The organism is Amycolatopsis sp. CFH S0740 (assembly GCF_004522315.1).
Classification (GTDB): Bacteria; Actinomycetota; Actinomycetes; order Mycobacteriales; family Pseudonocardiaceae; genus Amycolatopsis; species Amycolatopsis nivea.
In genome coordinates this window covers 79,968-106,821 of record NZ_SDLS01000012.1, presented here as the reverse complement: position 1 = coordinate 106,821, position 26,854 = coordinate 79,968, and the positions used below count along the sequence as shown (strand labels likewise).

The 26,854-nt window shown below is 69.1% G+C and carries 23 protein-coding genes; 11 read left to right on the top strand and 12 right to left on the bottom strand.

Features of this window, described 5'->3' with window-relative positions; translation table 11 throughout:
- Positions 1-82 precede the first annotated feature (82 nt).
- The 5 genes from EIZ45_RS21420 to EIZ45_RS21400 all read left to right on the top strand — a co-directional run bounded on the left by EIZ45_RS21420 (position 83) and on the right by EIZ45_RS21400 (position 7,230).
- Complete coding sequence (locus tag EIZ45_RS21420; protein ID WP_205670093.1) at positions 83-1,633, top strand: class I SAM-dependent DNA methyltransferase; 1,551 nt, start codon at positions 83-85, stop codon at positions 1,631-1,633.
- Positions 1,626-2,837, top strand: a complete 1,212-nt coding sequence (locus tag EIZ45_RS21415; protein ID WP_370318158.1) for a restriction endonuclease subunit S — start codon at positions 1,626-1,628, stop codon at positions 2,835-2,837. Before EIZ45_RS21420 ends, EIZ45_RS21415 begins: the two co-directional genes overlap by 8 nt.
- Positions 2,838-5,900: a type I restriction endonuclease subunit R gene (locus EIZ45_RS21410; RefSeq protein ID WP_134666160.1), complete on the top strand. Its 3,063-nt coding sequence runs from the start codon at positions 2,838-2,840 to the stop codon at positions 5,898-5,900.
- 395 nt (positions 5,901-6,295) lie between these two features.
- On the top strand, positions 6,296-6,571 hold the full coding sequence (locus tag EIZ45_RS46870; protein ID WP_240690764.1) for a hypothetical protein: 276 nt from the start codon (positions 6,296-6,298) through the stop codon (positions 6,569-6,571).
- Positions 6,572-6,981: 410 nt separating this feature from the next.
- A complete protein-coding gene (locus EIZ45_RS21400) occupies positions 6,982-7,230 on the top strand; it encodes a hypothetical protein (protein ID WP_134666162.1) in 249 nt (82 codons plus the stop codon).
- 942 nt (positions 7,231-8,172) lie between these two features.
- Here EIZ45_RS21400 and EIZ45_RS21395 read toward each other — a convergent pair.
- Complete coding sequence (locus tag EIZ45_RS21395; protein ID WP_037814422.1) at positions 8,173-8,787, bottom strand: NIPSNAP family protein; 615 nt, start codon at positions 8,785-8,787, stop codon at positions 8,173-8,175.
- 55 nt (positions 8,788-8,842) lie between these two features.
- Between EIZ45_RS21395 and EIZ45_RS21390 the strand changes: the two genes are divergently transcribed.
- A complete protein-coding gene (locus tag EIZ45_RS21390; RefSeq protein WP_167756512.1) occupies positions 8,843-10,180 on the top strand; it encodes an MmgE/PrpD family protein in 1,338 nt (445 codons plus the stop codon).
- Here EIZ45_RS21390 and tcuA read toward each other — a convergent pair.
- The 8 genes from tcuA to EIZ45_RS21350 are packed head-to-tail and all read right to left on the bottom strand — an operon-like array spanning position 10,168 to position 18,509.
- Positions 10,168-11,616, bottom strand: a complete 1,449-nt coding sequence (tcuA, locus tag EIZ45_RS21385) for an FAD-dependent tricarballylate dehydrogenase TcuA (RefSeq protein WP_134666176.1) — start codon at positions 11,614-11,616, stop codon at positions 10,168-10,170. The genes EIZ45_RS21390 and tcuA overlap by 13 nt on opposite strands.
- 50 nt (positions 11,617-11,666) lie before the next feature.
- Positions 11,667-12,596 carry a pyruvate carboxyltransferase gene (locus tag EIZ45_RS21380; RefSeq protein ID WP_167756511.1) on the bottom strand — a complete coding sequence of 310 codons (930 nt, stop codon included), beginning with the start codon at positions 12,594-12,596 and terminating at the stop codon, positions 11,667-11,669.
- Positions 12,589-14,205, bottom strand: a complete 1,617-nt coding sequence (locus EIZ45_RS21375) for an AMP-binding protein (protein WP_134666178.1) — start codon at positions 14,203-14,205, stop codon at positions 12,589-12,591. The genes EIZ45_RS21380 and EIZ45_RS21375 overlap by 8 nt, the downstream gene beginning before the upstream one ends.
- Positions 14,202-15,224 carry an LLM class flavin-dependent oxidoreductase gene (locus tag EIZ45_RS21370; RefSeq protein WP_134666180.1) on the bottom strand — a complete coding sequence of 341 codons (1,023 nt, stop codon included), beginning with the start codon at positions 15,222-15,224 and terminating at the stop codon, positions 14,202-14,204. The genes EIZ45_RS21375 and EIZ45_RS21370 overlap by 4 nt, the downstream gene beginning before the upstream one ends.
- Before the next feature lie 10 nt (positions 15,225-15,234).
- Positions 15,235-15,708, bottom strand: coding sequence for a PaaI family thioesterase (locus EIZ45_RS21365; protein ID WP_134666182.1), 474 nt, complete (start codon positions 15,706-15,708; stop codon positions 15,235-15,237).
- Positions 15,701-16,690, bottom strand: coding sequence for an Ldh family oxidoreductase (locus EIZ45_RS21360; protein ID WP_134666183.1), 990 nt, complete (start codon positions 16,688-16,690; stop codon positions 15,701-15,703). The genes EIZ45_RS21365 and EIZ45_RS21360 overlap by 8 nt, the downstream gene beginning before the upstream one ends.
- On the bottom strand, positions 16,687-17,988 hold the full coding sequence (locus EIZ45_RS21355; RefSeq protein ID WP_134666185.1) for an MFS transporter: 1,302 nt from the start codon (positions 17,986-17,988) through the stop codon (positions 16,687-16,689). The genes EIZ45_RS21360 and EIZ45_RS21355 overlap by 4 nt, the downstream gene beginning before the upstream one ends.
- A 44-nt stretch (positions 17,989-18,032) precedes the next feature.
- Complete coding sequence (locus tag EIZ45_RS21350; protein WP_037814412.1) at positions 18,033-18,509, bottom strand: flavin reductase family protein; 477 nt, start codon at positions 18,507-18,509, stop codon at positions 18,033-18,035.
- Between the two features lie 78 nt (positions 18,510-18,587).
- Here EIZ45_RS21350 and EIZ45_RS21345 point away from each other — a divergent pair, with 78 nt between their 5' ends.
- Positions 18,588-19,109 (top strand): MarR family winged helix-turn-helix transcriptional regulator, encoded by a 522-nt coding sequence (locus EIZ45_RS21345; protein ID WP_134666187.1) that lies wholly within the window; start codon positions 18,588-18,590, stop codon positions 19,107-19,109.
- Between the two features lie 38 nt (positions 19,110-19,147).
- Positions 19,148-20,371 carry a GTP cyclohydrolase II gene (gene ribA / locus EIZ45_RS21340; protein ID WP_134666189.1) on the top strand — a complete coding sequence of 408 codons (1,224 nt, stop codon included), beginning with the start codon at positions 19,148-19,150 and terminating at the stop codon, positions 20,369-20,371.
- A 610-nt stretch (positions 20,372-20,981) separates the two neighbouring features.
- On the opposite strand, the gene EIZ45_RS21335 is transcribed toward ribA, so the two are convergent.
- Both EIZ45_RS21335 and EIZ45_RS21330 read right to left on the bottom strand, forming a co-directional pair.
- On the bottom strand, positions 20,982-21,353 hold the full coding sequence (locus tag EIZ45_RS21335; RefSeq protein WP_051173043.1) for a DUF779 domain-containing protein: 372 nt from the start codon (positions 21,351-21,353) through the stop codon (positions 20,982-20,984).
- A gap of 78 nt (positions 21,354-21,431) precedes the next feature.
- A complete protein-coding gene (locus EIZ45_RS21330; RefSeq protein ID WP_205670095.1) occupies positions 21,432-22,685 on the bottom strand; it encodes a GAF domain-containing protein in 1,254 nt (417 codons plus the stop codon).
- Between the two features lie 174 nt (positions 22,686-22,859).
- On the opposite strand from EIZ45_RS21330, the gene EIZ45_RS21325 reads away from it, so the two are divergent.
- Genes EIZ45_RS21325 through EIZ45_RS21315 form a run of 3 tightly spaced genes read left to right on the top strand, consistent with a single transcriptional unit; the run spans position 22,860 to position 26,153 of the window.
- On the top strand, positions 22,860-24,122 hold the full coding sequence (locus EIZ45_RS21325) for an iron-containing alcohol dehydrogenase (protein WP_200864500.1): 1,263 nt from the start codon (positions 22,860-22,862) through the stop codon (positions 24,120-24,122).
- On the top strand, positions 24,119-25,495 hold the full coding sequence (locus EIZ45_RS21320) for a sensor histidine kinase (RefSeq protein ID WP_134666191.1): 1,377 nt from the start codon (positions 24,119-24,121) through the stop codon (positions 25,493-25,495). Before EIZ45_RS21325 ends, EIZ45_RS21320 begins: the two co-directional genes overlap by 4 nt.
- A complete protein-coding gene (locus EIZ45_RS21315) occupies positions 25,485-26,153 on the top strand; it encodes a response regulator transcription factor (RefSeq protein ID WP_037814409.1) in 669 nt (222 codons plus the stop codon). The genes EIZ45_RS21320 and EIZ45_RS21315 overlap by 11 nt, the downstream gene beginning before the upstream one ends.
- Before the next feature lie 52 nt (positions 26,154-26,205).
- Here EIZ45_RS21315 and EIZ45_RS21310 read toward each other — a convergent pair whose 3' ends face one another.
- Positions 26,206-26,847, bottom strand: a complete 642-nt coding sequence (locus tag EIZ45_RS21310; RefSeq protein WP_043838127.1) for a GPR1/FUN34/YaaH family transporter — start codon at positions 26,845-26,847, stop codon at positions 26,206-26,208.
- Between the last annotated feature and the right edge of the window lie 7 nt (positions 26,848-26,854).

The window sequence follows — 26,854 nt, the reverse complement described above, 5'->3', positions numbered from 1 at the left end:
ACGGCCCACGGCCAGTCGGTCGAGAACGACGCGATAGGCGCATAAGGTGGACCGTTGGCTACTGTCGGTCTCCTCCGACAGGATGGAAGACACCACCGAGCAGAAGGATCCACCTCTCGTGACCATGACACAGCAGGACCTAGAGGCACGCCTCTGGCAGGCCGCTAACGCACTTCGCGGACCGGTCGATCCTGCCGACTTCAAGACTTACGTCTTCCCAATGCTGTTCTGGAAGTGGATCAGCGACACCTGGGTCTATGAGCACGACGAGGCGCTCGATGACTACGGTGACAGCCTCAACGATGAGATTGAGGCTGACTACCACCGCTTCGAGATGCCCGAAGGCACTCTTTGGAGCGAGGTGACCGCGAAGGTCGCGAACCTGGGTGCCGAGATCGCAAAAACCTTCCAGCGCATCGAGAAGGCAAACCCCCGCTCGCTTGCAGGCGTCTTCGGCGACGCCTCCTGGGGGAACAAGGAACGCATCCCGGAGGCGACTCTCCTCGGCCTCATCAAGGCATTCAACGAGATCTGCCTCGATCCCTCCACAGTAAGTCACGACCTCCTCGGCGCGGGCTACGAATACCTGCTGAAGAACTTCGCGGACGAATCCGGCAAGAAAGCTGGCGAGTTCTTCACGCCACGCGAGGTAGTCAACCTGATCGTCGGCGTTCTGCAGCCGGAACCGGGTGAGTCGGTCCTCGACCCGACCTGTGGTTCGGGCGGCATGCTCGTGGCGACCATCAACCAGGTTCGTGACCAGGGTAAGGACCATCGGACGCTCCGAGTTTACGGTCAGGAGGTCAATCTGACGACGGCCTCGATCGCTCGTATGAATCTCTTCCTGCACGAGATCGAGGACTTCGACATCAAGCGCGGCGACACCTTGCGCGCGCCGGCGTTCAAGGACGCGAACGGCGCGTTGCGTCAGTTCGACGTGGTCATCGCCAATCCGCCGTTCTCCCTGACTGACTGGGGTGCCGACCGCTGGCCCTCCGACCCGCGTGCCTTCTGCGGTATCCCGCCTGCCAAGAATGGCGACTTTGCCTTCATTCAACACATGATCTCGTCGATGGAGCCAGGCTCCGGCCGCGTTGGCGTCGTCATGCCGCACGGTGTTCTGTTCCGCAGCGGCGCCGAGGCTCGAATTCGGCAGTGCCTGGTCGAGAAGGACCTGCTCGACGCGGTCATCGGACTGCCACCCAACCTCTTCTACTCGACGAACATCCCCGCCTGCATCCTCGTCTTCCGTGACCAGAAGGTCGAAGATCGGAAGAACCACGTCCTTTTCGTCGACGGCTCGGCACGTTTCCTAAAGGGCAAGAACCAGAACCAGATGACCGACGAGGACATCAAGATCCTCATCAAGGCTTACGAGACTGGCGAAGACCCGGACGGTGAGGGCGGCGCGAACGTCCGGTTGGTGCCGTTCGACGAGATCAAGAGCCACAGCTTCGACCTCAATATCAGCCGATACATCAAGGTGGCAGCCGAGGAGACGGCGGACCTGGGCGCGGCTCTCGTGGCCTACGCCGACGCTCGGCAGGAGCGGTTGAAGGCCGAGGTAGCGATGTTCGAGAGGTTATCAGCAGCCGGGATCGACCTGAGCATGTTCGAGGTGCCCGGTGAGTAAGTGGGACGAGGTGCCCCTCGGAGATCTCATGACGCTCGACGTCAACACCGTAGAAGTTGATCCCGCACAAACCTACGACATCGTTGGCGTACTGAACCGTGGCCGCGGCCTGCTCTACCGTGAGCCGATGGCGGGTTCCGCGACCGCATACAAGACCCTGAATAGGGTCGGCCAGAGCCAGATCGTCTATAGCCGACTGAAGGCTTTTGAGGGCGCGATCACCGTCGCGCCCGCCGACCTCCACGAGGTCTACGCGTCCCAGGAGTTCCCGACGTTCACCTGCGGGCCGTCGCTGCTCCCAGACTACTTCCGTATTCTAACGACCACAAAGAGTCTTTGGAGCACGTTGCAGAGTCTGTCAACGGGGATGGGCGGCCGACGTGAGCGCGTCAAGCCCAAAGACTTCCTCACGATTAGCATAGCTTTGCCCTCACTCGAACAGCAACGACGCATCGTTCACGTAGTAGATACTGTCGACAAGCAAGTCGAGATCCTCGAGAAGGAAACGGACAGTCTTCGGCGTGTGCTGCGGTCGCATCGTGCTGCGGTGATGGAGTCCCCAGATATCGCGCCTATCCGAGCTGATGAAGCTTTTTCAATCCTTATGGGACGGCAGCGTTCACCGAAACGTGCAAATGGCCCCCATATGACCAACTATCTCAGGTCCGCCAATGTTGGAAACGGCAAACTTAACCTGTCGGACGTTTTGCAGATGGATTTTGATCCATCCGAACGCGAGCGATTTTGCCTTCAGTCTGGGGATATCCTAGTCTCGGAAGGGAGCGCCAGCGAAAAGGCGGTAGGCATGGCCGCAATGTGGCGCGATGAACTTCCTGGTCCTGTGTGCTTTCAGAACACGCTGCTTCGATACCGTGCAGTTGCAGGGGTTTCGATCCCATCGTTTGTGAACCACTGGTGCAAATGGGCGTACGAGTCGGGATTATATCGAGAAGTGGCGTCAGGCACGAACATCAAACACATCGGCTCCACCAGAGCCGCTGCGATGCCAGCGAGGATCCCTGATCTGGCCGCACAAGAGATGGCCACCAAGCTGCTCGACGCAATCGAGGTCACCGTCGAGGCAGGGCAAAACGAACTCAGCAGCCTGCGTTCCGTTCGCCTTGGAATTCTAAGTGCGCTGTTGTCGCGTCAGATTGAAGTCGACATTATGCTTGACCGGTTCCTTGAAGAGAAGGCTGCTTAGATGGGTTTCACTGAGGCAAGCACGATTCAGACGTCGCTGCTCGACTGGGCAGAGGATGCCGGTTGGGAACACGTATCTGGCGCGGACCTGCCTCGGGACGAGCGCGAGGTCGTCATCGAGCCGTGGGTCCGCGAGGCACTCCTCGCCCTGAACCCGGACCTCGCCGAGGATTCAGAGTCGGCCGACATGGTCCTGTTCGAGATCAACCAGGCAATCCTCGACGCCCAGAACGGGCTCGTGGCGGCCAACGAGCGGCTCACCGTAATGCTGCGGGGCGATCATTCGTTCGTGACCGTCGACGGCAAGCACGTGCCTCGGCGGCTCATCGACTTCAGTGACTTCGGCAACAATCGGCTGACCGTCGCCGACGAGGTCACCATCACCGGTGCAGTCAGGCCCCGTCGCTTCGACGTCGTCTACTACGTCAACGGCTTCCCTCTGGTCGTCGCTGAGACGAAGACCCCGGTGAAGAAGCAGGTGTCGTGGGTGAACGCGGCGAAGGACATCTACAGCACCTACGAGACTGAGTACCCGCAGTTCTTCGCCACCAACGTCTTCAATGTCGCCACCGAAGGCATTGACTTCCGCGTGGCTCCCATCCGGTGCTACCCAGACCCAGACTCGGAGGTCTGGGCGAGGTGGGGCTCGACGGCGGACGACCCGAAGTTCACCGGACCCGCCCGCGTCGAACGCGCCGCTCGATTGCTGCTCACACCACAGGTGATATTTCCGATTCTGAAGGACTTCGCGATGTACCGGCATGCGCGGGACGCCTCCGAGCAAGACGTGAAGCTCCTGCCGCGGTACCCGCAGTTCGAGGCCGCCCTCGCGATCCATGCGAAGGTGCTCGATGGCCGCCCAGGAGGGCTGATTTGGCATCATCAGGGTTCGGGGAAGACTGAGCTGATGGCTTTTGCCGCCTCGCGTCTCCTGCGTGATCCGGAGGTCGGCTCGCCGACCGTCATTGTGATCGCCGACCGCAAGGATCTCGTTCGGCAGACGGCCGAGATGTTCGAGACAGCGGGGATGCCGCGTATGTCTGTGCCGGCGAACAAGCGGGAACTCTGGAAGATTCTGAAGCGCGACGAGCCCGGTGTCGTCATCACGACCGTCCATAAGTTCGCGGAGGCCGGTCACCTCAACGACCGCTCGAACATCATCGTGCTGGTAGACGAGGCCCACCGCACTCAGGAAGGCAAGTTCGGCAGGGCCTGGCGGGCGGCGGTGCCGAACGCGAAGTTCTTCGGCGCGACCGGTACAGCGATCAAGGACAAAGACCGCTCTACCTTCAAGTTGTTTGGAGACCCGGACGACCCCGACCTCGTCATGAGCCGTTACACGATGGAGCACTCCATCATCGATGGATTCACCAAGCCGGTGATCGTCGAGGGACGCTCCGTGGGTTTCGAGCTGAACAAAGAGGACCTGGACGAGGCATTCGAGGAGCTAGCCGAGCAGGAGGACTTGGCCGAGGACGAGAAGGTCTACCTGTCCGGTAAGGCTTCCCACGCCGAGACCGTCCTCTCCAACCCGGAGCGGATCGCGGCCGTCTGTACCGACATCGTCGAGCACTATCTGAAGTACGTTGCGCCACTCGGCCAGAAGGCACAGATCGTCGCCTACAACCAGCGGCTCGTCGTAGCCTACGCAAAGGCCATTGAGGCGGAGTTGAAGGGTCGCGGCGCGGCCGCCCTGATGCCCGACAAACGGCAACGCGAGGTCGGCGTCGTGATGCACGTCGTCGACTCCAAGAACACTCCCGCCGAGTTGAAGCAGCATCTGCTCACCGACGAGCAGGAGGAGGCACTGAAGCGGCGCTTTAAAAGGGTCGAGGACCCGCTGTGCTTCGTCGTCGTGACCGCGAAGTGGATGACCGGTTTCAACGCGCCCATCGAGGGAGTGCTGTACCTCGACAAGCCGCTGAAGGCCGCAAACCTGTTCCAGACGATCACGCGGCCCAACCGTCCGTGGAAGAACCCTGTCACCGGGCAGCGGAAGGACTACGGCCGCGTCGTCGACTACATCGGCCTGGCCAAGGCGATCGGTGAATCGCTGGTCGGCCCACAGCCCAAGACCGGGGAAGCGGACGAGCTCCACATCGTCGATGTCTCGCAGTTGGTCGCCAAGTTCATGGGTGATCTGACCAAACTCGACGCGATGTTCGCGGGCATCGACAGGACGGACTCGGGCTTCGCCTCTCTGGCGGAGGCGCATGAACGGATAAAGGACGGCACCCCGCAGCGTGACGCGTTCGTCGAGGGGTTCGTTTCGATCCAGACGGTGTGGGAGTTCCTCGATCCGAACGCGATGCTCGCCCCGTTCAAAGGCACCTACTACTGGCTGGCGAAGGTGTACGAGTCGATCCGGCCCAAGGACGTGTCCAAGGCCTTCCTGTGGGAGCGGCTCGGCGCCAAGACGCAGGATCTCGTCCACGGTCACATGAGCAACGTGACCGTACGAGTGAACCGGACGAAGAACGTCATGCTCGACGCGGCAGGCCTCGAGCTGATCAAAAGAATCGCCGAGCAGTTGAAGATCCCGGAGACCGAGTCGCCGAACACGAAACCGGGCGACGTCTACCAGGAAGTCCTGGACAGCATCGAGAGTCGACTGAAGCGCCGACTCGACGAGTCGGACAGTCCGGTCTACCAGAGCCTCGCTGCACGCATCGAGAAGTTGCGTCAGAAAGCCATCACCAGCGTCGAGGAGTCGCTCGCATTCCTGGAGCAGGCGCTGCAGATCGCTCAGGACGTCGTCGCGGCTGACCGGGCAGCCGAGGAAGGTCGTCTTGATGAGTTGGAGCCACTCGTCGACCCGAAGCGCGGTGCGCTCACGCAGATCGTAGAGGAGAACACGCCGCCGGGCCTCCACAAGATCGTGCCGGACATTGTCTTCAGAATCGACTCAATTGTCCTGGAGGTCGCCTACACCGGATGGACCGAGAGCGATGCCGGGGATAAGAAGGTTCGCAAGGAACTTCGCGCAGCATTGAAGGATTTCGGACTCCCTGTAACGGGCGATCTGTTCAACAAGACCTACGAGTACGTCAGGGAGAACTACTGAGGAGGGACGTGGCCATCCGCGTGTCGGTCCCGCGAATCGACACTATGCTGGCGTGTTGGTGGTGCTCGTCCGGCTGAACGCGGGCCGCTCGCGACGGCGTGTGCTCGTGCGGATGCTGTTCACGAACTGCCCTGAGAGGCGAACAACTGCCGTGCGCGCTGGCGCTTCATTGTCAGGCCCAGCTATGGTCCTTCGCATGAATACGCATCCTGCGCATGGATGCCGCGAAAATGTGTTCGATTCCCCCCTCGGACACAGATACATGGGAGATTTCCCAAACCCCAGAGTAACAGGCCCGCTACGGCGGGTCTTTCTCGCGTTCGGCTCCAGCTCGCTGTGGATATGCTGGTCACGGACGCGCCCTCCCCTGGCAGTGCGAGCTGGGGAGGTGGGGCATGAGCCGCATCCCCTCACTGGCCGCTCCGGGTCGGATCGTCGGCCAGGTGAGTGTCGAGCGTCCCTTGCCCGTGCCTCCGATGAGCCTCACAGTTCTGCGTGACCTCGCCGCCCCTGGCGGGCCGCGGTTGTCCATCGCGGTCATCGACGCGGGCGGCCGGCTGCAAGACCTCGGGGCAGTCGCGACACTGGGGTGGAGGCCGGGCGACCGGCTGCTGATCACGCTGGTCAAGACCTCAGCGGTGATCCGCCGACGTTCTGACGGAGCCTTGTGATGCCTCGCAAGCCTTATGTGGGCCTCCCTACCGCGGTGCGGCGCGCTTGCCGAACCGTCGTCGGCAGTCTGCTGCTGTTGGTCGCCGACCCGTCTCAGGACGTGCTGGTCGTCCATCCCGAAGCCGCCGTGCAATCCAGCTGTGTGCTTTCCATGCCTCCCTCGCCGACGCTGAGGAGGCTGCCTCGTGACCGCGACCAACGACGACCTCGCCACCGCACGCCTGCTGCTCAACTGTCTCGGCGTCGACCCCGCCGGATTACTCGGTCAGGAGCCTGCCGACACTCGTGTCCCGGACCTGCGGCCGATGCCCACGATCGGCCAATGGATCCCGGTCGTGACCAAGCTCGTCTCGCCCAGCACTGCCCGCTCTTACGGGTCCTACTGGAACAAAGCCGGGGCGACCGGCGGATGGATACCATCGCCGCCACCGAACTCAAAGCAGAAGCCGAACAAGCCCGAGCTGCCGCGGTCGTGCGTCGCAACTCCCGCGGCGGCCGCAACGCTGCCGAGAACTTCGTTGCCGCTATGCGTTGTCTCTACAAACACCTCGTCAACGACAGTCATGTCGACGAGCGCGACAACCCGGCAGCCCGCGTCACCAAACCGCGCCGCAATGCCAGCACCTGGCGGGCGCTTCCCGGCGACCGGATCAGCTAGCTCAACGACGTCGTCGCCAGCACCGGCGACGACTCCGAGTTGGACGCCCTCTGATCCGCGGGCTCCACGAAGAAACTGCGTCCCGGCGCGGTCGCCTTGCGCCCCCGCGACCTCGATCGCACCTAGTGCACGATCAAGCCGGGCAGTGCCCGCGCGAGAGCCGGTGCCACCGGCGTGGGCCGCCGGGCGGAGGTGCAGAACCGGCTGCACATTCCCGCAGCGGCCACCGAGTCGTTGGCAATCGCCCAGCAGCCTCGATGCCGGCGGCGAGCAACGGGAATGCCGTGTCCTTGACCGCCGTCAGCACCTCGGCGAGGAACGCCGAACGCGTGGTGTGGATGACCTGGTCCTTGGCGCCAAACGCTTGTCGGCGGGCCGAGCAGGTCCTCTTCGATACGGCCGTGCGGCGAGAGGCCTGGCTCGTCCAGGAATCCGGCTCGGGTTCAGGCGATTCTCCATCGCCCTGCGGACCTGAAGGTCATCGGTCGCGTTCTCGCCCAGAACGTGTCCTCCCGGACTGCCGCGGGAGGCGTCCCGCTCTCTGCGGAGTTCGGGCTGAAGAGGCTCGCGCGGCAGTGCTGATCCGCGGGCGCGGCGACTTGCACCGCACCACGCCGCACTGCCGGTTCGAACGCATCCGGGGGGCTCCATTCAGCGTTCCAGCGGACAGTCGCCACGTCGTCGCCGACGCTGGTCTCCACGTCGCACGTCGAGCTGGGGCCGCGTGCGCTCAGCGACTCTTCCCGGGTCATGCCCAGCAATGCCTTCTCCTTCTTTCTCGGGAACTCGCGGCCCTTCCGAGAGATAGGCGACCACGAGAAGTGCACCGGCGACGAGCAATTCCGTTCGATCAGGCAGACGGCGTGTTCCTGGTGCTGATGGACGTCGAGGCTCAGCGGGCCGCCCCGAAGCACTCGAGAAGACGAACGGCGCGCCGACCGTTCAGTGCAGCGGTGAGAAAGCTGTCGGGATGGCGATGCTCGAAGTCGCCCGGGCGATGTTCTCCGGACCGTTCTTCGGCGGCCAGATTTCCCGCTCGTAGGACTCGCGGCGGATGGCGAGGCGTCCGTCGAGGCTGGGGAAGGGCCAGATGTGCGTGATGCGCGGGGTTCCGTCCAGTCCGTACATCGCTGTGGTGAGCGGAAAAAGCTTGGTGCGTTCGGGGAGCGCGGCCTCCCAGCCGGCCATGGTCGGCGGCAGGCCGCCGACTTTGAGTTCGTAGGTGCGGAATTCGTAGACATCGCCGAAGCGCCCGGTCTGCACGGGCGGGAGGAACGGGAACGGCGCGTAGCTGCTGACGGTGAACGAATCCAGGTGCTCGCCGACCCCGAACGGATTGGCGCTGGCGAGGATTCGTCGGCGTTCCTCGGCGAGTGCGCCCGCGTCCTCGAATTCCCGGAGCAGCAGCACGCGGCCGACGATCTCTCCGTGTTCGGTCTCCCAGCAGCCGAGCAGCTTGCCGCGCGCCGCCGCGTTCGTGGCGTAATCCTCGAGGGCGGGCAGTGCTCGGGGCACCGTGTAGAGCTTCAGCGCGAGATGGGTCAGTTCGTAGAACATCGCGGAACCTCCATAAGCATGCGTATCAAGCGTAAGCATGCTTATACTACCAACCATGGGCGACGACCTTGCGGGAGAACTGGCGGATTTCTGCGTGGGAACCACCACAGCACTGGTGCCGGCGGACGTCCTCGACAAAGCCAAGCTGTGTCTGACGGACTTCCTGTCCGCGGCTCTGGTGCCTTCGGACGAGAGCCGCATTGCCTTGCGCGCACTGGGAAATCCGCGAGCTGGCGCCGCGCTCGTCCTCCGTGCCGCGGCCGGCGCGCCCGCCCCGACGGCGGCGTACCTCACCAGCGTGCCCGCGGCGGCGACCGGCCGGACGGACACGCACGTCGAGAGTTCGTCGCATCCCGGCATGGTGGTGTTCCCCGCGCTGCTGGCCTTGGCCGGGCAGCACGAGGTGTCCGGCGGGCGTGTGCTGTCCGCTGCGGTGGTCGGTTACGAGGTGATGTGCCGCCTCGGCTCGGCGATGATCACGTCCGAAGTGGCCGCGACGTTCCGGCCCACCGGTGTGCTCGGCCCCGTCGCGGCTGCCGCCGCGTGCGCCCACCTGCTCGCGCTCGACGAGGCCGCGACGCGGGCGGCGCTCGGCATGGCGGCCAACGCGGCGTGCGGCCTCAACCACTGGGCGCGGGCCGCCACGCAGGAGCATGTGCTGCATTCGGCGACGGCCGCGCGGACCGGCGTCGAGTCGGCTTTGCTGGCGGCCGCCGGGTTGACCGCGTCCGGCGGGGCGGTAGACGGCGAGGCGGGACTGCTCGCCGCTTTCGGCGCCCGGGACCGGGCGCACCGGCTCGCCGGGGGACCTGGCTTCGCGATCCGCGACATCGTGCACAAGCCCGCGCCGGCCTGCATCTACGTGCAGGGGCCCTGCCAGCTCGCCGAGGAGATCGGGCGGCGGCACCGTCCCGATCCGGCCCGCGTCGAATCCGTCCGCATCGGGCTCGCCGAGCAGGCGGTCCGGTATCCCGGCTGCGACAACAGCGGGCCGATCTCCGATGTCGTGGCCGCGCAGCTGAGCGTGCAGTTCAGCGTGGCGTCGGTGCTGGCGTCCGGCGGAATTCTCGACCGGAACTGGCGAAACCCGGCCGATCCCCAGGCGAACCGGCTCGCTGCCCGCTCCCGGCTGGTCGCGGACCCCGGGCTGACGGCGCGATTTCCGGCCCGCAACGGGTCCTGGGTGCGTGTCCTGCTCGACGACGGACGGGTGCTCGTCGCCGAGCAGGACACCTTCCCTTCGATGACCGCCGCCGAGATCGTCCGGCGGTTTCATGCGGCCGCGGACCGGGTTTACGGCCGGGCTGGCAGCGAGGCGATCCTCGCGTGCGTCGATCGGCTCGACCGGACGCCGTCCGCGTCCGGCCTGCTGCGGGCTCTTCAGCCGCGCTGAAGAGCCTCGGTCACGGCGGTGCGGCCTGCCGAACGGCCGAACACCGCCGCCCGCATCAGTGCGGCGCCGCCGGGGTAGTCGCCGTAGAACAGGCCGCCGGTGGCCTCGCCCGCCGCGTACAGCCCGGGCACGGGCGCGCCGTCGGAAGCCAAAGCGCGTCCGTCGGGGTCGATTCGCACGCCGCCGAACGTGAACGTCAGCCCGGCCACCGCGTGGTAGGCGACGAACGGCGGCCGGTCCAGCGGAACGGCCCAGTGCGATTTGGCCGGCGCGATGCCGTCCGTGCTCCCGTCTTCCCGGCAGGCGCGGTTGAATTCCGCTACCGTCCGGACCAGCGCCCCTGCCGGCACGCCGATGCGCTCGGCGAGCGCGGGCAGAGTCGGCGCGGTCACCGGGACCGCGGCCCCGGCGAACTCGTCCGCTACGCGCGCCGCGGTGTGCTGGTCGAAGATCTCGTACGCTTCGCGGCCGGGCTGGCCCATGATCGCCTTGCCCATCTTCGAATAGTTCTTCACCCACGGGCCGGGTCCCTCGTCGGCGAACCGCTCGCCGTCCCGGTTGACGAGCACCCCGAGCCAGAACCCGTGCAGCGGGAACGGCGGCGACGCCTCGCTGCGCTCCGGCGCGGGCATGGTCGGGTCCACGGCGGCGGAGTGGCAGCTCGACCACGTCCCGGCCGGACCGGCCCCGGCCCGCAACGCCGCCGCGATCCCCTCGCCGGTCGCCTGGCGGGTGCCGCGCAGTTTCACGTTCTCCCAGCGCGGGCCCAGATGCCGGAGCCGCAACTCGCGACTGGCCTGGAATCCGCCGCTGGCGATCACCACCGCGTCCGCCGGAAGCACGCCGTCGGCGGTCCGCGCGCCGGTGACCCGCTCGCCTTCGCGGACGACCTCGACGAGCGGGGTGGACCAGCGCAGTTCGACGCCGATCTGCTCGGCGTACCGCAGCAGCGGCTTGATCACCTCGAACCCGCGCGACATCCCCTCGCCGGTGCTGGTCAGGATCTGCCCGGGCGGGATGTGCAGCGCGCCGTCCCGCACGCGCGCGCCGACTGTCCGGTTGAAGGTGAAGCGCACTCCTTTCGCGGACAGCCACCGCACGGTGTCCAGCGAGCGTTCCGCGAGCGCTGTCACCAGTTTCGGGTCGGCCTGGCCGTCGCTCATCGCCGTCAGCTCGGCTGCGTAGGCCTCGCGAGTGTAGGGCGGCGCGACGATTTCCTCGGCGTGCATGCCGGGTTCGAAGTCCCGGGTGATCGAGGTGAGGTCGTCCGGGCCGTCGTAGCAGAAGAGGAACAGCCCGCCGGAAAACGCGGCGTTCCCGCCGACGTCGGCACGGCTGCCCTTTTCCAGCAAGACGACGTCCGCTCCGGTTTCGCGGGCGGAGATCGCGGCGGCGAGCCCCGTCAGGCCCGCTCCGGCGACGACAATGTTCGGCACTGGTCCTCCTTGACCGGTTGCGATGATCGGTGCCGGGAGAAGATCCCGGTTCACCAGCGGAAGGCGAGCGGCTGCCCGGGGGAGTCCGGCACCGGTCCGGTGCGCCGGACGAAACCCTTGCCGGGCACGCCGAGTTCGTCGGCGAGCCAGTTCGCGGCGGCGATCAGGCGCGGCAGGTCGATTCCGGTGTCCACATCGGACAATTCGAGCAGCTGGACGGCGTCTTCGGTGCAGATCCCGCCGCCCTGGGCACCAGGCATGGCCGGGTGCCCGCCGCTGCCGGCGAGCGCGGTGTCGAGGTTCCGGACGCCGAGGTCGAGCAGGGGCAGCAGGGCGGCCAGGCCCATGCCGCGGGCGTCGTGGATCTGCACGGTGAGGTTGTCCGCCGGGATGTGCGCGAGCGCGGCGGTGACGAGGCCGCGGATCTGCGGCGGGGCCGCGTAACCGGACGAGTCGGCGAGGATCCACCGGTCCACGCCGAGGTCGAGGAGCCGACGGGCCAGCGGTTCCAGTTCGCCGGCGCCGCGGGCGGGCCCGGTCGGGCCGCCCCAGGCGAAGATCACGTAGGTGCCGAGCTGGACGCGGTGATCGGCGGCGTAGGCGGCCATGCGTTCGAGTTCGGCCAGAGAGTCCTTTGTGGAGCGTCCGATGTTGGCGCGGGCGAAGTCTTCGTCTGCCGAGAGAAGGAACGACGCGCTGTCCGCGCCCGCGTCGATCGCGCGGGCCAGGCCTCGGACGTTGCCGACGCAACAGCCGAGGTGCAGACCTGGGGTGCGGCGCACGGCCGCGAAAACTTCCTCGGCGTCGGCGAGTCCCTTGATCAGGTCGGGCCGCACGAACGAGGACAGCTCGAACGCGCGGACCCCGGCGTCGACGAGCCGTCGCACAAGCTCGACCTTGACCTCGGTCGGCGCGATGTGGTCCTGGAACGTCAGGCGTGGCGCGATTTCGCGGATGCGCACCGCCTTCCGCTCAGACATGGCGGGTCGGGGCGAGTCCGGCGGCCTGCGCGTCCCACGCTTCGCCCCGGCCTTGGCCGCGCAGGTCGGTCTTGCGGACCTTGCCGGTCGGGGTGACGGGCAGCTGGTCGAGCACGCGGTAGTAGCGGGGGACCATGAAGTGCGGCAGGGCCCGGTCGCAGTGCGCGAACAGCTCCGCGAAGTCCGGCTTCCGCCCGGATTCCAGCTGCAGCACGGCGAGGACCTCGTCCTCGCCCAGCTCCGACGGCGTGGCGACTGCCGCCGCCGCGACGACGCCGGGGTAGGCGAGCAGGACCGATTCGACCTCGTGCGAGGAGATGTTCTCGCCGCGCCGGCGCAGGGCGTCCTTCTTGCGGTCGATGAAGTAGAAGTACCCGTCCTCGTCGGTGTAGCCGAGGTCGCCGGTGTGCCACCAGAGGTCTTTCATCGTCGCGAGGGTGGCCTCGGGTTCGCCGCGGTAGCCGGAGAACATGATGTTCGCCTCGCGCGGCCGGTACACGATCTCCCCGGCCTGCCCGGGCGCCGCGCGGTTCCCGGACTCGTCGTGGACTTCGAGGATCGACGACTCCGTGGGCACGCCGATCGAGCCGATCTTGCGCGCGGCCAACGGGTTGTAGAGGACATTCTTGATTTCGGTGAGCCCGTAGCCTTCCACGACGTGGATTCCGAACCGTTCTTCGAACGGCTCCAGCACCTGGCGCGGAGCGGGCGCGGCGAACACTCGCCCGACCCGGTGGTCGCGGTCGAGTTCGGACGGGGGCTGGGCCAGCAGCACCGGCAGGATCGAGCCCAGCGCGTTGAACTGGGTTGCTCCGCCGGCCCGGATCTCGTCCCAGAACCGGCTCGCGGAGAACCGCCGGCCGAGCACCACGGTGGCGCCGGCGAACAGCCCGTGCAGGGTGATGTTGACCTGGGCCGCGCCGTGGAACAGCGGCAGGCAGGTGTACAGCCGCTCGTCGGCGGTCGTGCCCATCTGCTGCGCGCATTCCTTGGCAGCGACAACCTGCATGCGGTTCGGGTACACGACACCCTTGCTGCGCCCGGTGGTGCCGGAGGTGAGCATGACCGCGACCGGGTCGGCCGGGCCGACCTCGGGAAGCTCGCGGGCGGGGTCGCCGGAGGCGAGCAATTCAGGCCAGCCCAGCACCCGCACTCCCGGCGGCGTGCGGCCGGGCGCGGCGTCGTCGAGCACGACGACGGTGGTCAGGGCATCCGGCAGTTCCGGGAGGTCGGCGACGAGGCCGAGCAGCGCGGGCTCGGTGACCAGGATCCGGACGCCGGTGCTGCGCAGCGCGTGGTCGAGGAACTGTCCTTTGTAGGCGGTGTTGACCGGGACCTCGACGAGCCCGGCGCGGGCGGCTCCGAACCAGGCGAGCAGGTATTCGGCACGGTTGGGCAGGAGAATGCCGACCGAGTCGCCCGGCGCGGCGCCGGTGGCGAGCAGACCGCGCGCGACCTCGGACACCGCCAGGTCCAGCTCGCCGTAGGTCAGCTCGGCTCCGTCGACCACGAGCGCGGGTTTGCCCGGGTGCTGCCGTGCCCGCGCGGCGATCAGCCCGCTGACGGTCTCCGCCGCGAGGTCTTCGGATCGGGGGACCGAACGCGTCATGCCAGCTCCTTCTTCGCCCGGGCGAGGAATCCCTCCAGGGCCGGGTCCCAGGCCGCTTCGGCGCCGGTGGTCACGAGGAACGCGTCGACCCCGAGATCACGATAGGCGCCCAACGTGTTCAGGACCCGCTCCTCGGTGCCGACCAGCGCCTGCGAGTTGGCGAAACCGCCCAGCAGCTTGGTCAGCCCGGTCCAGAAGCAGTCGTCGTGCAGTTCCTCGTCGGTCAGCGCGAGCGCCCGCTGCCTGCCGACCGAGGTGTCAGTGGACGACGAGCGCAGGAACTTCCCGGAGGCTTCGGCGATCTGCCGTTCCGCCGCGCGAGCTTGGGCCCACGCGTCGTCGTCGGTGTCGCCGACGAACAGGCGCAGGCTCAAGGAGAACCGCATCTTCCGGCCGTACCGTTCGGCGGCCTCGCGGACGCGGTCGATGCGTTCCTTCGTGCCCGCGAACGGCTCGCCCCACAGCATGTACAGGTCGGCGTGGCGGGCGCCGAAGTCGACCGCGTCGTCGCTTTCGCCGCCCATGAAGATCGGCACCTGTCCCTGCACCGGCTTGGTCAGGATCTTCACCGCCTCGGCCGTGTAGTACTCGCCGTGGTGATCGAACTGTTCGGGCGAGGTCCAGGTGCGCCGGACGACGTCGAGGTATTCGACCGCGCGCCGGTAGCGCTCGGCCTTGGGCAGGTCGTCGGATTCGCGGCGCAGGTCCTTGTCGGACCCGCCGACGACCACGTTGATCGCGAGCCTCCCGCGGGCGAGCACGTCGAGCGTGGCGAAGTAGCGCGCGGCGGCCGCCGGCGGCATGACGCCCGGGCGGTGCGCGACGATCGGCGAGAACTTCTCGGTGAGCGCGAGGGCGAACGGCGCGGTCGCGTGGTTGTGCGGCCAGGTCGAGGAATACCCGACCAGAACGCGGTCGATCACCTCTGAACGGTCCAGCTCCCGGACTCGCGCGAGCAGGGCGTCCGGGCTGGTTTCGCCCGCTTCGAGGGGCTGCAGCCCGGTGAAGAATTCGACCATCAGGTCCTCCTTAATCGTGTGCCAGCCAGGCCTGATGCCTGGCGAAGTGATCAGGCCGCCGGGTGCGGAGTTCCGCGCTGGCGGCAGCCAATGCGACGGTTCCGCCGGCGAGGGTCATCTGCGCGGAGACGTCCCAGCGACGGCCCGCGTGACTGTCGATCCGCGCCGTCACCGTCAGCGGCCGTTCGACCGGAACCGGGCGGTGGTAGGAGATATGGAGCGATTTCGTGACCAGCCGGGCTTCGCGGCGCAGGGCGACTGTGTTCAGCACGTCGTCGAACACCGCCGCGGTCCAGCCGCCGTGGGCGACCTCGGGACCGCCGCACCAGTGCCGAGGGCAGACGACGTCGAACGTCGTCGCGGCTTCCCCGGCGTGCGCGACCTCGATGCCGAGGCGGCACCGGTCGTCGGGGGCGCAGCCGCCGCACAGCAGCCGTCCCGACGGCGACGGGCCGATCCGGAAGTCGTCCGCGCGGTCACTCATTCGCAGCCTTCCGCAGGGCCGCGACCACCGCGTCCGGAACGTCGATCGTGCCGCGCCGCAACGCTTCTTCGCGACAGGCGGCGGACCGGTCGAACGGCACGCGGACGGCGGGGCCGCCTTCCACGGGCCGGGTCGCCCGGATCGACGCGGCGTACTCGCTGACGCGGCGGCGGTAGTCGTCCGCGTCGGTGAGCGTGGCCGGATCGACCAGCAGCACGAAGAACCCGCAGTCGGAGATGCCCGGCGGGGCCGCGGCCGCGCCGCTCATCATGCCGAGCAGTTGCACCACCATGGCCAGCCCGGAACCCTTGTGCCCGCCCCATACGCCGAACGCGCCGCGCAGCGCCGCTGCCGGGTCGAGGGTGGGCGCCCCGGCAGCGTCGAACGCCTGGCCCTCTTCGAGCTGCTCGCCGAGCCGCCCTTTCAGTACTACGTCGCCGTACATCACTGCCGAGGTGCCGATGTCCCAGATGACCGGCGTCGGCGAAGCGGGGAATCCGAAGGCGATCGGGTTGGTGCCGAACCTGCCCTCGGTGCCGCCCTGCGGGGCGACGACGGCGGGCCCGCTGCCGGCGATCATCCCGGCGAGCCCGGCCGCGGCGGCCTTCTCCAGGTAATAGGAAAACATGCCGGTGTACCAGGTGTTGCGGGCGCCGACGACGGCCATTCCGTGCGCGCGGGCCTTTTCCGCCGCCAGGTCCAGCGCCCGCATGCCGACGAGGTAGCCCACCTGGTCGCCGCCGTCGAGGGTGGCCGACACCGGGGTCTCCGCGAGGACCCGGATCGGCCGCGGAGCCTCGGCTACGGCACGGATGCGCTCCACAATGGACAGTGCGCGGGCGAGGCCGCCGAACGTCAGCCCGCGCAGTTCGCAGTCGAGCAGGTGTTCGGCGATGACGGCGGCCTCGTCCGGGGTGTGCCCGGCCTGGGTCATGGCGGCCAGGACGAGGTGGTGGGCGTCGGGCAGGGGCAAGGTGGTCATGAGCCGGACTCCGCGGTCAGGGGAAGGGCGGACGGGGAAGCCGCGGGGGTGCGGGCCGCGCGGCGGGTGAGCGCGAACGCGGCGAGCGCGCTGGCGGCGGCCGCGGCCAGCAGCAGGTACGCGGGGGAGCGGCGGTCGCCGGTCAGCTCGACCAGCGCCTGGCAGATGAACACCGCCGAACCGCCGAGGATGCCGACAGTCACGTTGTAGGAGATGCCGACGAGGCTGCCGCGCCGCCGCACGGGAACGAGCTGGACGTAGGTGATCGGCGCGACGCCAGAGTAGAACGCCGGACCGGCCGACAGCGCCACCGTGCACACGACGATCAGCCACAGGGGAGGGGCGCTGGCCAGCGCGGCGAACAGCGGGTAGCTCACGACGAGCACCGTGAGCGAGGACGCCAGCAGCACTTTCGGCCGGCCTCGCCGGTCCGCGGCACGGCCGCCCGCGAGCACGAGGAAAATCCCGGCGAGCAGCGCGAGCGCGATCACCGCGGTGGCCGTGACGGGGGACAGCCGCAGCTGGATGAGGTAGCTCTGCACGTAGGTGTAGACCATGTAGATGCCGACGATGTGCAGCACCGACACGCCGACGAGCAGGAGCACCGAGGACCATTGCCGGTCCGCCGATCGGTCCGATGCGGACGGCCGGGCGCGGGCGTCGAGGAACTCGGGCGTCTCGCCGAACCGGCTGCGCAGATAGAGGCCGATCCCGCCGATGGGAAATGCCAGCAGGAACGGCACCCGCCAGCCCCACCCGAGCATTTGCGCCGGAGTCAGCGCGGCGCTCAGCGACAGCACGACGACCGCGCCCAGCAGGAACCCGGCCAGACTGCCGACCTGCACGCGGCTCGACAGCGCACCGCGCCGGTGCGGCGGGGCGAACTCGGCGACGTAGATGATCGCGGTGGTGAACTCGCCGCCGCCGGCCAGCCCTTGCGCGAATCGCAACAGCACCAGCAGGATCGGCGCGGCGACGCCGATCGTCCCGGTCGCCGGCAGCAGGCCGATCAGTGTGCTGCCGCCGGCCATCAGCAGCAGCGATGCCACGAGCGCGGGACGGCGGCCGTGCCGGTCCGCGATCGGGCCGAACACCAAGGCCCCCGCGGGACGCGCCAGGAATGCCGAGCCGAACACCGCGAACGACGACAGCAGGCCCGCGCCGGTGCTCGCGGCCGGGAAGAACACCTTCGCCAGCACGGCGGAGAGGAACCCGTAGACGGCGTAGTCGTAGGTCTCCACGGTGTTGCCGATCGAGGCCGCGAGCGTCGTGCGTCTTGCTTCTGCCGGTGTGGTCATGACGTGCCTCTCCGTTGAGGTCGGGGCTGGCGCGGGGGCGCGGCTCAGGCCGCGAGGTGGTGGTACTGGCTGCGGAAGAACAGCAGCGGCTCCGCCGTGGTGTCGGCGGCCAGGTCGTCGACGCGGCCGAGGACGAGGTGGTGGTCGCCGGCGTCGTGCACGGCCTCGATCGTGCAGGCGATCCAGGCGACGGCCCCGTCGAGCACGGGATCGCCGTGCGGCCCGGGACGCCAGTCGACGCCGGCGAACTTGTCCCCGCCGGAGACCGCGAGCGCACGGCAGACGTCCTCCTGCCCGGCGGCGAGGACGTTGGCGCAGAACGTGCCGCGCCGGGCGAGCGCCGGGAACGTCGAGGACGTCTTGCCGGGCAGGAACGCCACCAGCGGCGGATCGAGCGAGACCGACGTGAACGACGAAACCGCCAGGCCCGCCGGCCGCCCGTCCGCGTCCCGCCCGGTGATCGCCACGACGCCGCTGGGGAAATTCCCCAAGGCGGAGCGGAATCGGGATGATGTAAGCATGCTTAGACCATATAAGCGTGCGGATACGAATGCAAGCATGCTGACGCGCATCCGCGCCCGGCGCTCTACGCTGCGGGGGTGACCGATCCCTTGCCTTACGTAGATCCGTTCGACGACGGCCGCTCGCCCGCGCGCGCGGAGACCGGCATGGACGAGGCGTCCTCCTTGATCGACGCCGTGTTCCGGTTCGAGCGCGCGGTCTCGCGGATCGGCAACGCACGGCTGCGGCCGTGGAACATGACGCTGTCGAGCTACACCGCGCTGCGGATCCTGGCCAACCGGCCGCATCTGACGCTGGCTCAGCTGTCCCGGCGGTGCTATGCCCGCCCGCAGACGATGACGCGGATCGTGACCCAGATGGAGAAGCGCGGATTCGTCGCCCGCGGCGCGCACCCGGAAAGCGAGCGTGCCCTGTCGCTCGAAGTCACCAAGGCCGGGCTTGCCGCGCTTGAGGAGATGGACTCCGAGGTGCTCCGGATCAGCGACACCCTGGGGTCGCTTCTCGGCCGGGACGAGATCGTCGCCGCCGACCGTCAGCTGCGTCAGGCCGCCCTCGTCGTCGAAGGCGAGCTGCGCGAGATGGAGCGCGGCGAAGAGTAAGCATGCTCCTTTAACGTAAGCATGCTTATACTTGGGCCATGGACCGAATGACCATGGCGCTGGACGCGCTGCGCGAGGGCAGGCCGGTGCTCGTCACCGACGCCGCCGACCGCGAGAACGAGGGCGACGTGGTGCTGGCCGCGCACACCGCGTCGGCGCACTGGGTCGCGTGGACCGTGCGGCACACCTCCGGACTGCTGTGCGCCCCGATGCCCCCGGACCGCGCGGCAGACCTCCGGCTGCCGCTGATGGTGGAGCGCAACGAGGACGCGCGCGGCACCGCCTACACCGTGACCGTGGACGCGAAGACCGGCGTGACCACCGGAATCAGTGCCGCCGATCGCGCCCGCACCCTGCGACTGCTGGCCGACCCGGCGGCCGCCGCCGCGGATTTCACCCGCCCCGGGCACGTCCTCCCGCTGCGCGCGCGACCCGGCGGCGTCCTGGAGCGACCGGGACACACCGAAGCGGCGGTCGATCTGTGCCGGCTCGCGGGCGTGCCACCGGTCGCGGCCATCGCGGAACTGGCGGCCGACGACGGGTCAATGCTCCGCGGCCCCGGAGTCGCGGACCTCGCGCGCCGGTTCGGCCTGCCCGCGCTGAGCATCGAGGACCTGATCTCCCATCGGCTGCGGAATCCGCTTCCGGCCGGTGAACAGCCGCGCGTGGCGCGAACCGCCGAAACCGAGCTCCCGACCCGGTACGGCCGCTTCCGCGCGGTGGGCTATCTGGACCTGCGCACCGGTGCCGACCATGTCGCGCTCATCTGTGGCGAACCGGGCGACGAGGCGACCGTACGCGTGCACTCCGAATGCCTGACCGGCGAATCCCTGGCCTCCGCCCGCTGCGACTGCGGCCCGCAATTGGACGCCGCCCTCGCCCGGATCAGCCGTGACGGCGGGGTGCTGGTGTATCTTCGCGGGCACGAGGGGCGGGGTATCGGACTGGCGAAAAAGCTGGCGGCGTATGAGCTTCAGGATCGCGGACTGGACACAGTGGACGCCAACCTCCGTCTGGGCGAACGGGCCGACGCGCGGGAATACGGGGCTGCCGCGGCCATCCTGCGAGATCTGGGGATCGCGCGGACGCGGGTCCTGACCAACAATCCCGGGAAGATCCGGGATTTGGAAGCGGGCGGGGTCACCGTCCTGCGGAGGCTTCCGTTGACGGTGGGTGCCACGTCGGCGAATCTTCGTTACCTGGCAGCGAAACAGCAACGCATGGGGCATCTCTTCAGCGAACGCGAGAGCTCCCGGCATTAGTCCGCCGGCGGATTCCGGGGGTTCTCCATGGCAGAACCCCGCACCCAGTCCGCTCGGCTGGACGAGCTTGGCTGCCCGTATGGACACCCGAACGCGTGCGGTCTGAGGCAGTTCCGCGGGCAGGGCTCTCCGCCGAGCGGTGCTCGGGGTGCCGAACCTCCGGTGTCGACGACCGCCTACGGCGCGCCCAGGCCGGTGCGGTCTCTGCGTCGAGTCGGGGATGCCGAGGGCACGCTGGCTGGGCGTGGACCTCGCCGCCGGGCCGCGACGTTCCCGTTCGCCGTCGTGCCGCGCTCGCCGGGACCCGTGATGTTCGCTGCGGGGTTCGTCGGCCGCGACGTCTCCCGGGGATGGCCGGTGCCGCTGCGGTCAGGTGCGGTTGAGCAGGGGCATGAAGCCGTAGTTCCTGTGCAGCTGCTGGTGGCAGTGCAGCGAGAGACCGGGCTGGCTGGCGACGAAGCCGAGGTCGAGATTTCTGGTAGTCGCCGAGCACGACGGCGGTGAGCGCGTGCGCGAACGGGATTCTGGCAGGCACCAGCGCGCATTCAAGGATGGACGATCCCGAACCGCGGGACCGCCGCATGGACACGTCCATCTACGGCAACGACGTCTACCCATGACCCGGCAGCACCCTAGACCGGACCTGGAACCGGACTCCTTCCGGGGCTTCGAGGGAGAACTCGTTCCCCCGGCCGGGCACGACGTCGACAGTCAGGTCGTTGTGCCGCCAGTGTTCGTACTGGTCGGCGCTCATCCAGTACGGCGTGCCGCCGGCCAGTTCGCCGATCAGGACGTCCGAGCGGCCCAGCCGGAATTCGCTGTGCGGGTGGCACATCGGCTCGCTTCCGTCGCCGCGGCCGCCGGTCTGCTGGACCATCAGCGGGCCGTGCCGGAGGCGCAGGCGGAGGATCAGGTCCTCGGCTGCGCGGGTGATCCGCACCCGGACGAAAGGCCCGCTCGCCGTCCCGGATTGTCCTTCCACCGTTTCCCCTTCCTCGCCGGTCGCCGTGACGGGGCTCACGATGCGCGCGGAAGGTTGGCACGGGGTTGGCGTCCGGCGTCACTCCTGCCGGGCGACGGCGAGCCGGCCGGCGGCGATGGCTCGGCGGGCGTCGTCGCGGGGGAGCGAGCCGAGGGCGTGTTCGTGGATTTCCGCGTCGTACCAGGCACGTTCGCCATAGGCCAGTGCGGGTTCCGGTGCCTCGCTGGCGAGCACCGCTTCGCGCATGGTCACTTCGAGGTGGTCTCGCCAGCGCACGATGCCGGGTGCTTCCGACTGCGGCAGCAACGGACCGCGGTACAACCGCACGGCTGTGTCCAAATCCCGGCGCTCCAACGCTTTCAGCACGTCCACCGCGTCGCATTCGATCGGCACCGTTGAGGCGTAGCGGCGGGCGGTGAGGACGCCGCCGAGTGCGTTGCGCAGGTGTGACGCCTCCGCGCGCACCGTTGTCGTGCTCACCATCCGGTCGCCGTACAGCGCTTCGCGCAGCGCGTCGAGGGAGTACCCCTCCGGCTGCAGCGCCAGCAGCGTCAGGATTTCCAGTTGCCGCGGGCGCAGGTTCAACCGCACCCCGTCGCGGACCGCGGCGGCTACTCCCAGCGCTGACACCCGCAGCCCGGCGGGGGACACCGCGGGCAGCCCGGACTCGATGGCCGAGACCAGCGACCGCACCGTCGACATCGCTAGCGGATGCGAACGGTCCCAGGTGCTCGACAGGTCGAGGACGCCGAGCACCTGGCCCCGCGCGTCCCGGATGGGCGCGCAGTAGCAGACCCAGCCGTGCAGCGCGGCTACCAAATGCTCGGCCGAGAACACCGCGCTCGGCCGTCCGGTGCGCAGGGCGAGCGACAGCGCGTTGGTGCCCATCGCCGTTTCGTCCCACCGCCCGCCGGGAGCGAAGTTGACCTGCTCGGCCCGCCTGCGCATCACCCGGCCGCCGCAGGTCCACAGGATCGTGCCGGTCTCGTCGGTGACCGCGGCGATGAAGCCCGCGTCGTCGGCGACGGTCCGCAGTTCGTCCTCGACGCGCCGCACCGGCTCGCGCAGCGGAGACCCGGCCCAGCGCGGCCGGACCACGCCGCCGTCGGCGACCGGTGCGCTGCCGGTCGCGGGGTCGACGGTGGGCAGCGACCTGATCCACGATTCGGTGACCTCGTGGCGGAGCGACAGGTCGCCGGAATCGGCACGCGGCGCCTGCCGCAGCCGGGGCACCACCTCCGCCCACCGCTGTTCGAGATCGATCCTGCGCCGCCGAAGCGCATCGAGTTCGTGCATGGACATCCCGACGTCGTCGTCTTGCGTGCCGGCCATCGATCCTCGCAAGCGCCCCCGCCGCGCGCACCTGTCCGATCGGACAGGTGCGCACGGCCGCGAAGGAGGGGGTGCCGCCGCCGGCGGGGGCTTACCCTGGAGAGCCCTCCGCCGGGCGGCGGAGGGGTTACCCTCGTGCAGGCATCACGCTCCTCAGCAGGTCGGGAGGTCCCGATGCTCCGACTCGCGGAAGGCGCTGCGATCACCATGGACCACGGGGCGGGCGAGGGCGGGCCGGGGGAGCTGTCCGGCCCGCAGGCCGTCGGCGCGCACCCCGCGCGCGAACCGGCGGGGCTGGCGAAGTTCCACGCCCCGGAGATCGTCTTCGGACCCGGTTCCCTGGCCGAGCTGGGCCACTGCACGCTGCGGGTCGGCGCGCGCCGCCCGTTCCTGGTCACCGACCCCGGGCTGATCGAGGCGGGCTGGGTCGACGAGGCCGTCGGGCACCTGCGGCTGGCCGGGCTGGCCCCGGTCGTCTGGCACGGCGTCACGCCCAACCCCAAGGACCACGAGATCCAGAGCGCCTTCGAGCAGTACTGCGAAAGCGGCAGCGACGTGATCGTCGGCCTCGGCGGCGGGTCGTGCATCGACGCGGCGAAGGGCGTCGCGATCCTGTCCGGCAACGGCGGGCGCATCCTCGGCTACGAGGGCGTGGACAAGGTCGTGCACCCGATCCCGCCCACCGTCATGGTGCCCTCCACCTCCGGCACCGGCGCGGACGTGTCGCAGTTCGCCGTCGTCACCGACACCAGCCAGCACGTCAAGATCACCATCATCAGCCGGACTCTGGTGCCGGAGATCTCGGTGATCGACCCGCGGCTGCTGACCACGATGCCGGACCTGCTCAACGCGGCCACCGGCCTCGACGCGCTGACCCACGGCATCGAGGCGTTCGTCTCCAAGGCGCACAACCCGCTCACCGACAACCACGCGCTGCAGGCCGTCGGCCTGATCACCCGCAACCTGCTGCGCACCCAGCTCAAACCGCGCGAGGCCGAGGCGCGCACGGCGATGGCGCAGGGTGCGCTGGAGGCCGGGATGGCCTTCACCAACGCGATCCTCGGCGCCACGCACGCGATGAGCCACCAGGTGGGCGGTCTGCTCGACGCGCCGCACGGCGTGGTCAACGGAGTGCTGCTGCCGCACGTGATCCGGTTCAACGCCGCGCGCGAGCCGGAGAGGTTCGTCCCGCTCGCCGCGGCCGCCGGCATCGACACCGCGGGCCTGCCCGGGCTCGAAGCCGCGCACCTGCTCGCCGACCGCGCCCGCCGGCTCGCCGACGAGGTCGGCGTGCCGCGCGGACTGGCCGGGCTGGGCGTCACCGAGGACAAGATCCCGACGCTGGCCCGCACCACGATGAAGGACGCGTGCCTGGCGACCAACCCGCGCCAGGCCCGGGTGGAGGACATCGAGGCGCTGTTCCGGGCGGCGCTGTGAACGATCCCGAACGAACCACGGCCGACCTGGGCGTCCTGACCGGGGTGCGGTCCGGCAAGCGGTCGTTCTATCCGGAGTACATCCGCTCGACCGAACGGGTTTCGCGGGCGGTCGAAGCGCTCGACGGCATCTCCCGCGCGCTCGTGCGCACCGCGGAGGGGCCGCGGGCGCTGGTCGAAGCGGTGCTGCGGGCGGCGTCGGAGCACCTGCAGGCGGACTGGCTGCTGCTCGCGGTCGCGGACGGCGCGTTGCGCGCGGCGCGGCCGAGGTTCGTGCTGAATGTCGGCGGGACGATCGTCGACGACCGGGCAGACGTTCCCGAGGAGGTCCTCGAACATCTCGACGTGCTGCGGACCCGGCCGTGGGAGCTCGACGGGTGGCCGCACCGGGACGGCCTGGTCCGCGCGACGATGACGCTGGACGACGAGCCGGTCGGCGGGATCGTGGCCCGGCCCGCGCCGGGTCTGGAAATCGCCGCAACCGACGTCGCCATCCTGCGCGTGCTGGGCAACCAGGCCGCGGTCGCGCTGCACAACTCGTTCCTGTTCCACGCCGCCGCCCAGCTGCGCGGCCGTACCGAACGGCTGTCCGAGGCCGCCGAACGCCAGGCCCGCGACCTCGCCGCGCGCAGCGCCGAGCTGGCCCAGACGCAGGAACGCCTGGTCGAGGTCATGCAGCGGCAGGTGCTCGACGACGAACGGCACCGGATCGCCCGCGAACTGCACGACAGCGTGGCGCAGTCCGTGCTGGGCGCGGGCATGACGATCGAGGTCTGCCGGGCCGAACTGGCCGCGCTGGGCGGCCGGGCCGCGGAGATCGCCGGGCAGCTCGCGCCCGCCAAGGAGCTGACGAGGCAGGCGGTCGAGCGGCTGCGCGCGTCGATTTACGCGCTGCACCACACTTCCGGCGAAACGCCCGGCCCGTTGCCGGTGCTGCTGGAACGTCTGTCCACTGTGCATGGACTGACCGAATTGTCGGTCCAGGTGCGGGTCGCGGGCAGTCCGGTGGCGCTGCCGCCGCGGGCGGAACAGTCGCTCGTGCGGATGGCCGGCGAGGCGTTGTTCAACGCGGCCGCGCACGGCAAGGCCGAGCGCGCGCTGGTGCGCCTGCAGTACCGGCCGGACGGCTCGGCCGTGGTGCTCAGCGTGTCCGACGACGGCGACGGCGATCCCGCGCAGATCCGCCGGGCGCTGCGGCTGACGAAGGCGGCGGACCTTTCCGGGCGGCACCGCGGCCTGGCGAACATGCTGGCCAGAGCAGAGGAACTGGGCGGGGAGCTGACGATCCGCCGCTCCCGGATGGGCGGGATCCGCCTGCAGGTCCGGGTGCCGCTGCCGGTGCCCGCGGAATGGGAGGCGCCCGATGACGGCTGAGCAGACTGTGCCCGCGGAGGCCGCCGGGCCCGTGCGGATCGTGCTCGTGGACGACCACGCGATCGTCCGGCAGGGCCTGCGCTCGCTGCTGGAGCGCGAAACCGACCTGCAGGTCGTCGGCGAGGCCGGGGCCGCGGACGAGGCGCTGGCGGTGATCGAGTCCGCCCGGCCGTCGATCGTGCTGCTGGACCTCAAGCTGTCCACCGGCGCGGACACCGAAGGGCTGGACCTGTGCGCCCGGCTCACGCGGCGCTATCCGGACCTGGGAGTGCTCGTGCTGACGACCTTCCTCGACGACGCGCTGGTGGTCGACGTGGTCCACCACGGCGCGCGCGGTTACGTGGTCAAGGACGTGGACACCACCGAGCTGCTGCGTTCGATCCGCGCGGTGGCGCGCAACGAAAGCGCGTTCGACTCGCGGTCCGCGGCGGCGATGGCGCGTTCGATGCGGGTGGCGCGCGAACGGCCGTCGTTCACCGACCGGGAGCTGAACGTGCTGCGGCTGCTGGCGAACGGCCTGAGCAACCGCGTCATCGGCGGCAAGCTGTACATCTCCGAGACCACGGTGAAGTTCCACGTCCGCAACATCATGCGCAAGCTCGACGCCAGCAGCCGGGCCGAAGCGGTCTACGAGGCCAGCAAAGCGGGCGTGATCTGAGACGGCCGGCCCGCCGCGGACGACACCACGCGACGGACCGGCCGGACCGGGTTCAGCCGACCACCGGACGGCCCAGGGGCAGCCCCTTTCCGCCGGTGGCCAGCGAGGCGACGTGGAAGAACAGGTAGACGCCGACCGCGACGAACGCGAACACGCCGATGCCGCCTGCAGTCTGCAGCGTGGCGGAGCCCTGGGCCGTGGCCGTCAGCACCAGCGCGAGCGCCACGTCGACGAGCACGAACAGCAGCGTGAACGCGAGCGGCAGCCGGAGCGTGGCGAGGGTGAGCAGCACGATGGTCACGAGCCACGAGATCAGGAACAGCTCCTGCGTCGCGGTGACGTTCGCGGCCGGGACCGCGAACCAGCTGTGCAGCAGGCCGAACACCAGCACCGCGTAGCTCAGCCAGAAGCCGGAGAAGACGCCGAAGATGCCGGCGACCGCGTTCTGCCCGAGAGCCGCCGCCCACACCGCCGACACGAGCTGGCCGATCCCGGTGGCGACGAGGATGATCGCCAGCGGCGCGCCGACCGCGGCGGCCGGGACGAAGCCGACCAGCGTGAGCCCGAGCGCGATCGAGCCGACGAGGAAGGTCGGCACGCCGATGAGGGCCGGATCGCCGCCGAGCGGCGAGGGAGCCGGGTCCGGTTCGGCGGCCGCGTGGGAAACGGGGACGTCGATTTCCGCTGCAGTCATCACTTCC